The following is a 10,093-nucleotide window of genomic DNA, read 5'->3' as shown; positions in this document are numbered from 1 at the left end:
TTCACCCGCTCGGCCTTGCTCTCCGCCACGCTCCGCCGCCGTCAGCACGAAGCCGCCGCCGACGGAGTAGTAGGTTTCCTGCAGGATCACGTCGCCCTGCGCGTCGGTGGCACGCAGCACCATGCCATTGGCATGGCCGGGCAGGGCGGGGCCGTAGTCGAAGACGAGATCGGCCTTCGGATCGAAGCGCAGCGGGTTCAGCCCCGGCGGTTCGATCACGTGGCTCTCGTGGATCGCCGCCAGCACGGCGTCGGCCTTCTCGGCGTCATAGCTGGCGGGCTCGAAACCGGCGAGGCCGAGGATAGTGGCCCGATCGGTGGCATGGCCGACGCCGGTGAAGGCGAGGCTGCCATGCAGCGAGGCGCGCAGGCCATGGGCATGGAACGGGCTGCCGCGCAGCAGGTCGAGAAAGCGCGCGGCGGCGACCATCGGCCCCATCGTATGCGACGAGGACGGCCCGACGCCGATCTTGAACATGTCGAAGACGGAAAGAAACACGCTGCACCCCGCTTTGCTGTCCATCCTACATAGGGTCGCAGGCGCCGGTCTTGCAGGCGGAAAGCGACAGCTGGCAGGAATTCGCGGCATTCCGGCCGGGGGAGCCGTCCTCGGGGCCATCGAGGCCCCTCGGACGGCATTGCCATGGCCAGGCCGCGCCGTCCCGTCTTCTTCTTGGCAAAAATACTCTCGCCGAAGGCGGCGACAGCCGGACCGGGCGCAGCGCCGGCAAGGCTGGCGGGGCGCGGGCCAGGGGCGGCGGCAGCGCCGCGCGAGGGGGCTCGATGCCCCCGAGCGCGGCTCTTCCGGCCCGGGTGGGACGCCTCCGGCGGGAGTATTTGGGCCAAGAAGAAGCGCCGCGGCGACCGGTTCCGCCGCGATTGCCCCTCGCCCCGCCTGCCCACTTTGCCTATAAGCTTGGGCAGTCAAGCACAGGAGACCGGCATGGCCGCAGAGCTTTCCCCGATCGACAAGGCGAAATTCGCAGCCGCGAAGCGCGCGGTGGATTTCGTGGAGGATGGCATGAAGCTGGGGCTCGGCACCGGCTCGACCGCCGCCTTCATGGTGCGCTGTCTCGGCGAGCGGGTGCGCAGCGAGGGGCTGCGGGTGCAGGGCGTGCCGACCTCGAACCGCACGGCGGAGCTGGCGCGGCAGCTCGGCATCCCGGTGATCACGCTGGACGAGGCGAAATGGCTCGACCTGACCATCGACGGGGCCGACGAGGTCGATCCGCAGCTGAACCTGATCAAGGGCGGCGGCGCGGCGCTGCTGCAGGAGAAGATCGTGGCCACCGCCAGCGAGCGGATGATCGTCATTGCCGATGCCGCCAAGGATGTGCCGCAGCTCGGGGCCTTCCCGCTGCCGGTGGAGGTGATCCCCTTCGGCTGGCAGACCACGCAGCTGCTGATCGGGCAGGTGCTGGAGGGGCTCGACGTCGGGGGCCGCGAGACCACGCTGCGCAGGGCGGGCGACCAGCCGCTGCGCACCGACGAGAACAACTACATCCTCGATCTGCATCTCGGCCGGATCGGCAACCCGCGCCAGCTGGCGCTGATGCTGAACCAGATTCCGGGCGTGGTCGAGAACGGCCTGTTCATCGAGATCTGCGACACCGTGATCTTCGGCCATGACGACGGGCGGGTGACGCTGCGCGACATCGCCGGCGGGGCATCGCAGGAGGGTCGGGTCGATCTGGCCCGGGCCGACACCATCTTTGCCGGTCTGGGAGAGTGAGAGTGGATTTCGACTACGACCTTTTCGTCATCGGCGGCGGCTCCGGCGGGGTGCGCGCGGCGCGGATCGCGGCCTCGGAGGGCGGCGCCAAGGTGGGGCTGGCCGAGGAAAGCCGGATGGGCGGCACCTGCGTGATCCGCGGCTGCGTTCCGAAGAAGCTGATGGTCTTCGCCTCGGGCTATTCCACGATGGCCGAGGATGCGCAGGCCTATGGCTGGACGGCCCAGATTGGCGGCTTCGACTGGCCGCGCTTCCGCGGGCATCTGGAGAAGGAGCTCGACCGGCTGGAGGCGGCCTATCGCGGCACGCTGAAGAACGCCGGCGTGACGATCCATGACGCGCGGGCCACGGTCGAGGATGCGCATACCGTGAAGCTCGCCTCGGGCGAGAGTTTCACCGCCAAGCACATCCTGATCGCCACCGGCGGGCGGCCCTTCGTGCCGGAGTTTCCGGGCTGCGAACATGCCATCACCTCGAACGAGATCTTCCACCTGCCGGAGCTGCCGAAGCGGCTTCTGGTGGTGGGCGGCGGCTATATCGCCAGCGAGTTCGCCTGCATCCTGCACGGGCTCGGGGTCGAGGTCTGCCAGTATTACCGCGGCGCGCAGATCCTGCGCGGCTTCGACGACGAGGCGCGCGGCCATGTCGCCAATGCGATGATCGAGCGCGGCATCCGCATCCGTTGCGGCACCGACGTGATCCGGCTGGAGAAGAGCCTGACCGGCATCCGGGTGATCTCGACCGACGGGTCGGACGCCGAATTCGACGCGGTGATGTACGCCACGGGCCGGGCGCCGAATTCGGCGGGGCTCGGGCTCGAGGCGCTGGGGGTGGAGCTTGGCCGGCACGGGCAGGTGATCGTCGACGAGTGGAGCCAGACCGACGTGCCCTCGATCTTCGCCGTGGGCGATGTGACCGACCGGATCAACCTGACGCCGGTGGCGATCCGCGAGGGCCATGCCTTCGCCGACACCGTGTTCGGCGGCAAGCCTTCCAAGGCCGATCACGAGCTGGTGCCGAGTGCGGTCTTCACCCAGCCGGAGCTGGGCTCGGTCGGGCTGACCGAGGAGGCCGCGCGCGAGCAGGAGCCGATCGAGGTCTATGCCGCGGCGTTCCGCCCGATGCAGTCGGCTTTCGCCGGTCGTCCGGACCGGGTGCTGATGAAGCTGATCGTCAGCATCGAGACCCGCAAGGTGCTCGGCTGTCACATCGTCGCACCGAATGCGGGCGAACTGATCCAGCTTGCCGCGATCGCGGTGAAGATGGGCGCAACGAAGGAAGATTTCGACCGGACGGTGGCGGTTCATCCGACGATGTCGGAAGAACTGGTCACACTTCGCAAGCCGGTGAGAACAGCTTGATTTTGCCGCCGGAATGACCAGTTAAGGCGGTAAGCAACAAAGGGGAAGATCACGTATGTCGAATGGAGGGCCTTGGGGCGGAGGCGGATCGGGTGGCGACAACCGCGATGGCAAGGACGGCAAGGAGCCGCGCGGCCCGCGGCGGCCCGGCAACGAGGGCTCGCAGATCCCCGAGATCGACGAGATCGTGAAGAAGGGGCAGGAGCAGCTCCGCGTGCTGATGGGCGGCCGTGGCCGCACCGGCGGCAGCGGCGGCGGCGGTGGCGGCAACCGGGGCGGCAACCCGATGGGGCCGCTGTTCACCCGGCAGGGGCTGGCGCTGGGCGCGCTGGCGGCGGCCGGGCTCTGGGCCTACATGTCCTTCTACACGGTGCGCCCGGAAGAGCGCTCGGTGGAGCTGTTCCTCGGTGAATTCAGCAGCATCGGAACGCCGGGCCTGAACTTCGCGCCCTGGCCGCTGGTCACCGCCGAGGTGGTGCAGGTCACCGGCGAACGCCAGACCGACATCGGCACCGGCCGCAGCGGCGACATGGACTCCGGTCTGATGCTGACCCGCGACCAGAACATCGTCGACATCGCCTTCCAGGTGGTCTGGAATATTTCCGACCCGTCGCAGTTCCTGTTCAACCTGGCCGACCCGACCGACACGATCCGCGCCGTCTCCGACTCGGCGATGCGCGACATCATCGCGCGCTCGGAGCTGTCGCCGATCCTCAACCGGGACCGCGGCGTGATCGCCTCCGACCTGCTGGCGGCGGTGCAGACCACGCTGGACAGCTATCAGGCCGGCATCAACGTCATCCGGGTGAACTTCGACAAGGCCGACCCGCCGGAAGAGGTGATCGACAGCTTCCGCGAGGTCCAGGCCGCGCAGCAGGAGCGCGACCGTCTGGAGCGGACCGCCGACGCCTATGCCAACCAGGTGACGGCGGGCGCCCGCGGCGAGGCCGCGCGTCTGACCGAACAGGCCGAGGGCTACCGCGCCGAAGTGGTGAACAACGCCTCGGGTGAAGCGAGCCGCTTCCTGTCGGTCTACGAGGAATATGTGAAGGCGCCGGATGTGACCCGCCGCCGGATGTATCTGGAAACGATGGAGAAGGTGCTCGGCGGGATGAACAAGGTGATCCTCGACGGGGTGAGCGGCGGCGAGGCCGGCCAGGGCGTCGTGCCCTTCCTGCCGCTGAACGAGCTGAACCGCCCGGCACCCGCCGCCGCGGCCGCCTCCAACACCACCGGAGGGACCAACTGATGAACCGCGCATCCCTTATCCTGCCGGTCCTGGCAGTCGCCGTCGTCGGCCTCCTGTCCTCGGTTTTCATCGTGGACGAGCGCGAGAAGGCGCTGGTGCTGCAATTCGGTCAGGTGAAGGCTGTGAAGGAAGAGCCGGGTCTCGGCTTCAAGATCCCCTTCATCCAGGAAGTCGTGAAATACGACGGCCGCATCCTTGGACTGCCGACGCAGCCGCTGGAGGTCACGCCGCTCGATGACCGCCGTCTGGTGGTCGACGCCTTCGCCCGCTGGCAGATCGTCGACGTGGTCGAGTTCCGCGAGGCCGTCGGCGCCGGCGGCATCGAGGCGGCGCAGAGCCGGCTCGAGCGGATCATGAACCCGGCCATCCGCGAGGTGCTCGGTTCCGTGCCCTCGAACAGCGTGCTGTCCGAGGACCGCACCGGGCTGATGAACCAGATCCGCGACATCGCCCGGCGCCAGGCGCTGGCGCTCGGCGTCGAGGTGATCGACGTGCGTCTGACCCGGACCGACCTGCCGACGCAGAACCTCTCGGCCACCTTCGCCCGGATGCGGGCCGAGCGCGAGCGCGAGGCGGCGGACGAGATCGCCCGCGGCAACGAGGCGGCGCAGCGGGTGCGGGCTTCGGCCGACCGGACCGTGGTCGAGGTGACCTCGGAAGCCCGGCGCGAGGCCGAGGTGATCCGAGGCGAGGCCGATGCGGCGCGGAACGCGATCTACGCCGAGGCTTTCGGCCGCGATCCGGAGTTCTTCGCCTTCACCCGGTCGCTCACCTCCTACGAGCGGGCGCTGCAGTCGGGCAATTCCTCAATGGTGATGCAGCCGGACAGCCAGTTCTTCGAGTACCTGCGCAGCGATGCGGCCCCGGAAGGCTCGCCCGTGCCGCAGCCGCTGGCCGCGACCGAGGCCCCGGCAGCTGAACCGGCCCCGGAAGCCCCGGCCACGGCCCCCGCGCCGGAAGCCGCAGCTCCGGAAGCCACGGCGCCCGAAACCGACGCTCCCGCCGCCGATGCTCCGGAAGCCGACGCTCCGGAAGCCCCCGCGCTGGAGGCTCCGGCGGAGCCCGCCACGGCGCCGGCCGGCACGCCCTGAGCGGCAAATCTCCGAAGGAAAGGGCCGGCCATCGCCGGCCCTTTTCGTTTCGCGCCGATCCGTGCCATCTTCACATCCAATTGACAGGGCATGACCCGGTTTGCATTGCGCCGCGTTCCGCCTAACTGTTGGGTATCAGCAGACCCGGCGCCGCGCCGGGACGCCATTCGCAATTCGAAAGGAGTTCGGGGTGCATCCTCACGCCATTTCCCTCAGCCGCAGGGCAGACGCCGCGCCGGAGCCCGTGCTGCGCCTCTTCCTCGCGCTGATGCTCGGGCTGACGCTGGCCCTGTCGCAGGCGATTCCGTCCCATGCGCAGGGCGCGCCGGAAAGCTTCGCCGATCTCGCCGACAAGATCAGCCCCTCGGTCGTCAACATCACCACCTCCACCACCATCGCCGCCCCGACGCAGGAGCGCCCGCCGATGGTGCCCGAAGGTTCGCCCTTCGAGGAGTTCTTCCGCGACTTCATGGACCCGCAGGGCCGGGGCGAGCAGGGCGGCCCGCGCCGCTCCGAGGCGCTCGGTTCGGGCTTCGTCGTTTCGGCCGATGGCTACATCGTCACCAACAACCACGTGATCGAGGGGGCCGACGACATCCAGATCGAGTTCTTCTCCGGCAACAAGCTGGAGGCGACGCTGGTCGGCACCGACCCCAAGACCGACATCGCGCTCTTGAAGGTCGAAAGCCCGACGCCTCTGCCCTTCGTGAGCTTCGGCAACAGCGACGAGGCCCGGGTGGGCGACTGGGTCGTCGCCATGGGCAACCCGCTGGGGCAGGGATTCTCGGTCTCGGCCGGGATCGTCTCGGCCCGCAACCGGGCGCTGTCGGGCACTTATGACGATTACATCCAGACCGACGCCGCCATCAACCGCGGCAACTCCGGCGGCCCGCTGTTCAACATGGAGGGCGAGGTGATCGGCGTGAACACCGCGATCCTCTCGCCGAACGGCGGCTCGATCGGCATCGGCTTCTCGATGGCCTCGAACGTGGTGACCAAGGTCGTGGGCCAGCTGCGCGAGTTCGGCGAGACCCGCCGCGGCTGGCTCGGCGTCCGCATCCAGGACGTGACGCCGGACGTGGCCGAGGCCATGGGGCTCGGCGAGGCCAAGGGCGCGCTGATCACCGACGTGCCGGAGGGCCCGGCGAAGGAGGCCGGCATGATGGCCGGCGACGTGATCCTGTCCTTCGACGGGGCCGAAGTCTCGGACACCCGCGAGCTGGTGCGCCGCGTGGCCGACGCGCCGATCGGCGAGGCGGTGGACGTGCTGGTGATGCGCGACGGCAAGAACGAGACGCTGCTGGTCACGCTGGGCCGCCGCGAGGAGGCCGAGGGCGACGAGATCCTGCCGACCGCCGCCGCGCCCGAGACCGATCCGGCGACGGCCGAGGTGCTGGGGCTGACCGTGGCGCCGCTGTCCTCGGAAGAGGCGGCCGAGCTTGGCCTGCCGGGCGGCACCGAGGGTCTGGCCGTTACCTCGGTCGACGAGCTGTCGGAGGCCTATACCAAGGGCCTGCGCGAGGGCGACGTGATCACTGAGGCCGGTCAGCAGAAGGTGGTGACGATCAAGGACCTGCAGGACCGCATCGCCGAGGCGAAGGACGCCGGCCGCAAGTCGCTGCTGCTGCTGGTGCGCCGCGGCGGCGACCCGCGCTTCGTGGCGCTGTCGCTGGACGAGTGAGCCGCTGAGGCGAGGCTTTTTGGGGGCGGCCGGGCACCGGCCGCCCCTTTGCTATTCGCTCCACAGGCTCCGGCGCGGCAGGCCCGTCACATCGGGGGGAGAGCGCCGCCGCGGCTCTGGCAAATCGCCGGCGTTTCGCCTATGGCTCGGGAATACCCCCAGAGGGGCAAGCAACGAGGCAAGCGATGGCGAAAATCACCTATGTCGAATTCAACGGCAAGGAACATGTGATCGAGGTGGCCAACGGCCTCACCGTGATGGAAGGCGCGCGCGACAACGGCGTGCCGGGCATCGAGGCGGATTGCGGCGGCGCCTGCGCCTGCTCCACCTGCCATGTCTATGTCGCCCCGGAATGGGTGGAGAAACTGCCGAAGAAGGACGCGATGGAAGAGGACATGCTGGATTTCGCCTGGCAGCCCGACCCGGTCCGCTCGCGCCTCACCTGCCAGCTAAAGGTCTCCGACGCGCTGGACGGGCTGGTGGTGCAGATGCCGGAAAAGCAGATCTGATCGCAAGCGGGGGGCTTCGCCCCCCAACCTGCCGCGCTGCTATCGATGCGGCTATGTCCCCCGTAGGGTGGGGTTCGACCCCACCCCCCTCCGGACTCCCGCCGCTCAATTCACCTTGCGCGGCGGCATGAAGGGCAGCGGCGCGACCGGCACGCCGTCCTCGACCAGCCGGCGCGCCTCTTCCAGCTTGGCCTCGCCGTAGATCGCCCGCTGCGGCGCGTCGCCCTCGTGGATCGCCCGCGCCTCGGCCGCGAAATTCAGCCCGACATATTCCGAGTTCTCCTCGACCTGCTTGCGCAGCGCCGCCAGCGCCTCCTCCACCTTGGAGCCGGGGGCTGCCAGCGCGCCGGGCGCGGCCTTGCGGGCCGGGCGCACCGCCGGAGCCATCAGCGTCTTATCGACCGTGACGGAGCCGCAGACCGGGCAGGACAGCCGGCCCGCGGCGGCGAGGTCATCAAAGGCCGCGGCGGATTGAAACCAGCTTTCAAAACCGTGGTCCTGGTCGCATTTCAGACTGTAGCGGATCATTCTGGCACCGGGGAGCGCCGCCCAATGCGGCACCTCACCCTTGTCACCTAAATCCGCGCTCGCCGCGCTTCAAGAGGCTGGCGCGGCAATCCCGGCTGGCGGCGGGACGAATCCGGCCAGCAGGGCGCGAAGCTCGGGCTCCGCCACACGACGGGCGGCCTTTTCCGGGGCGAACCACTTGCGCTTGCGCTGGCCGCGCTCCGGGAAGCGGCTGGCCAGGTCGGCGACCTGCAATGGGTAGACCGTCATGACGCAGGTCACATGGTCCTCGCGCCCCGGCCGGCGGCAGAGCGCCTTGTCATAATGATAATGACCGAGGCTCGCGTCGGAGACAGCGCCGCGCACTCCGGCCTCCTCGAAAGCCTCGCGCGCCGCCGATTGCGCCGGCGAGAGGCCCTCGACCTGCCAGCCCTTCGGGATCACCCAGCGCCCGGTGTCGCGGCTGGTGATCAGCAGCACCTGGACCCGGCCGGCGTCGAGACGCCAGCAGAGCGCGGCATATTGGCTGCGCGTCTCCGGCAGCGGGCTGCCGAGATCGGGGGATGCGGCGGACATCAGGGTCATTCAATCAAGTCTCTGCTCGTCCGGGCTTTGCGCCCATGTTCGTCGTTGTTGCTTGTCGAAAGCTTAAGCACGAAGCCGGGGCGAGGGATTTCATCAACGAAACTCTTCTCAGGATGTTCGCGTCGATGCCGAAAAATCCGCATTTCCCTTGCGGGATATGCCGGTGGACGCGGATCGGCGGCGGTCTATATGAGACGCACCTGCTTCCACCGGCGACAGGAGACCCGTGATGCGCGCCGCCGTTCTTGCCCTCGCCCTGACCCTGCCGGCGCTGCCCGCCGCGGCGGCGATGCCGCCGGACCTGCGCTTCGCTTCGATCGACGGCGGCGAGATCGCGCTGGATGCGCTGCGCGGCCATCCGGTGCTGGTGGTGAACACCGCCTCGCTCTGCGCCTTCACGCCGCAATATGATGATCTGCAGGCGCTCTCCGACCGCTATGCTCCGCGGGGGCTGACGGTGCTGGCGGTGCCCTCCAACGACTTCCGGCAGGAGCTGGCGAGCGGCGACGAGGTGAAGGACTTCTGCGCGGTGAACTTCGACCACACCATCCCGATGACCGAGATCTCGCATGTCACCGGCGCGGCGGCGCATCCCTTCTACCGCTGGCTGTCGCAGGACCACGGCGTCACCCCGGGCTGGAACTTCCACAAGGTGCTGATCGGTCCGGAGGGCGAACTGGTGCAGAGCTGGGGCTCGGCGGTCAGCCCGACCTCGGCGGCGATCACCGACGAGATCGAGGCGCTGCTGCCCTGAGCTCAGCCGAAGCTGCCGAGGAAGGGGTTGTGGCCCAGCCAGATATGGGTCGAGGTGATCGCGCCATAGAGTGTGACGGCGATGCCGACCAGAGCAAGATCGCGCCGGAGCGGGCCGGGCGGCGGCGGCGACCAACGCCCCTCGCGCGCGTTGATCAGCAGGATCGACCCGAGGCTCCACAGCCCCAGACTGCCGAACAGCAGCACCGAGGCGAGATCGCCGTTCACCAGCAGATGCGCCGTGGCCCAGAGGATGGTCGCGAGGAATTGCGGGTGGCGGATCCGGGTCCAGAGCACGCCCTTCAGCACGCTGGCCCCGAACAGCACGAGGGCGAGCAGCATCAGCAGGTTGTTCAGGTAGCCGACATGCGGCAGCGGCTGGTACAGCGGCAGCAAGGGCGCGCTGCGGAAGCCGATGACGATCAGCGCGAGGCCCGCCAGCATGACCAGGGTGAGCAGGCCCTTGCCCGGGTCGCCCATCCGCGCGCGCAGGCCGGGGGCCAGCCGCCCGAAAAGATGGGCGGCGATGAACAGCAGAAGACCAATCGTCAACAGCACCATCCGCAACAGGCTCCGCAACCGGGTACCACAGCTTTTTCAGCTAGGCTGCGACCGCGGTCGGGAAA

General features: G+C 68.9%; 11 protein-coding genes. 7 read left to right on the top strand and 4 right to left on the bottom strand.

The features are described from left to right. Window positions 1-498, bottom strand: a 498-nt coding sequence (locus C5F48_RS07245; RefSeq protein ID WP_308812745.1) for a serine dehydratase beta chain, incomplete at its 3' end; no start/stop codon positions are given. Window positions 499-942: 444 nt separating this feature from the next. Between C5F48_RS07245 and rpiA the strand changes: the two genes are divergently transcribed. From rpiA to C5F48_RS07215, 6 genes are all read left to right on the top strand, one after another. Beyond that, the gene (rpiA, locus tag C5F48_RS07240; protein WP_107663235.1) at window positions 943-1,731 is read left to right on the top strand and encodes a ribose-5-phosphate isomerase RpiA; all 789 of its coding nucleotides are present in this window, start codon (window positions 943-945) and stop codon (window positions 1,729-1,731) included. A gap of 2 nt (window positions 1,732-1,733) precedes the next feature. Continuing rightward, window positions 1,734-3,092 carry a glutathione-disulfide reductase gene (gor, locus tag C5F48_RS07235; RefSeq protein WP_107663234.1) on the top strand — a complete coding sequence of 453 codons (1,359 nt, stop codon included), beginning with the start codon at window positions 1,734-1,736 and terminating at the stop codon, window positions 3,090-3,092. Between the two features lie 55 nt (window positions 3,093-3,147). Beyond that, the gene (gene hflK, locus C5F48_RS07230) at window positions 3,148-4,341 is read left to right on the top strand and encodes an FtsH protease activity modulator HflK (RefSeq protein ID WP_107663233.1); all 1,194 of its coding nucleotides are present in this window, start codon (window positions 3,148-3,150) and stop codon (window positions 4,339-4,341) included. Beyond that, complete coding sequence (gene hflC, locus C5F48_RS07225) at window positions 4,341-5,432, top strand: protease modulator HflC (protein ID WP_107663232.1); 1,092 nt, start codon at window positions 4,341-4,343, stop codon at window positions 5,430-5,432. The genes hflK and hflC overlap by 1 nt, the downstream gene beginning before the upstream one ends. Before the next feature lie 190 nt (window positions 5,433-5,622). Beyond that, window positions 5,623-7,113, top strand: a complete 1,491-nt coding sequence (locus tag C5F48_RS07220) for a DegQ family serine endoprotease (RefSeq protein ID WP_107663231.1) — start codon at window positions 5,623-5,625, stop codon at window positions 7,111-7,113. A gap of 185 nt (window positions 7,114-7,298) precedes the next feature. Then, window positions 7,299-7,622 (top strand): 2Fe-2S iron-sulfur cluster-binding protein, encoded by a 324-nt coding sequence (locus C5F48_RS07215; protein ID WP_107663230.1) that lies wholly within the window; start codon window positions 7,299-7,301, stop codon window positions 7,620-7,622. A 105-nt stretch (window positions 7,623-7,727) separates the two neighbouring features. Here C5F48_RS07215 and C5F48_RS07210 read toward each other — a convergent pair whose 3' ends face one another. Continuing rightward, window positions 7,728-8,150, bottom strand: a complete 423-nt coding sequence (locus tag C5F48_RS07210; protein ID WP_107663229.1) for a DUF1178 family protein — start codon at window positions 8,148-8,150, stop codon at window positions 7,728-7,730. Window positions 8,151-8,219: 69 nt separating this feature from the next. Continuing rightward, entirely contained in the window at window positions 8,220-8,714 is a 495-nt protein-coding gene (locus C5F48_RS07205; RefSeq protein ID WP_245941446.1) for an NUDIX hydrolase, read from the bottom strand. 229 nt (window positions 8,715-8,943) lie between these two features. Between C5F48_RS07205 and C5F48_RS07200 the strand changes: the two genes are divergently transcribed. Then, on the top strand, window positions 8,944-9,468 hold the full coding sequence (locus tag C5F48_RS07200; RefSeq protein WP_107663228.1) for a glutathione peroxidase: 525 nt from the start codon (window positions 8,944-8,946) through the stop codon (window positions 9,466-9,468). 2 nt (window positions 9,469-9,470) lie between these two features. Here C5F48_RS07200 and C5F48_RS07195 read toward each other — a convergent pair whose 3' ends face one another. Continuing rightward, entirely contained in the window at window positions 9,471-10,028 is a 558-nt protein-coding gene (locus tag C5F48_RS07195; RefSeq protein WP_107663227.1) for an NnrU family protein, read from the bottom strand. Window positions 10,029-10,093 lie beyond the last annotated feature (65 nt).

It is taken from the genome of Cereibacter changlensis JA139 (assembly GCF_003034985.1).
Taxonomy (GTDB): Bacteria; Pseudomonadota; Alphaproteobacteria; order Rhodobacterales; family Rhodobacteraceae; genus Cereibacter; species Cereibacter changlensis.
Note: the sequence above shows the minus strand (reverse complement) of the source record. Positions and strands in the feature narration are given on the sequence as shown.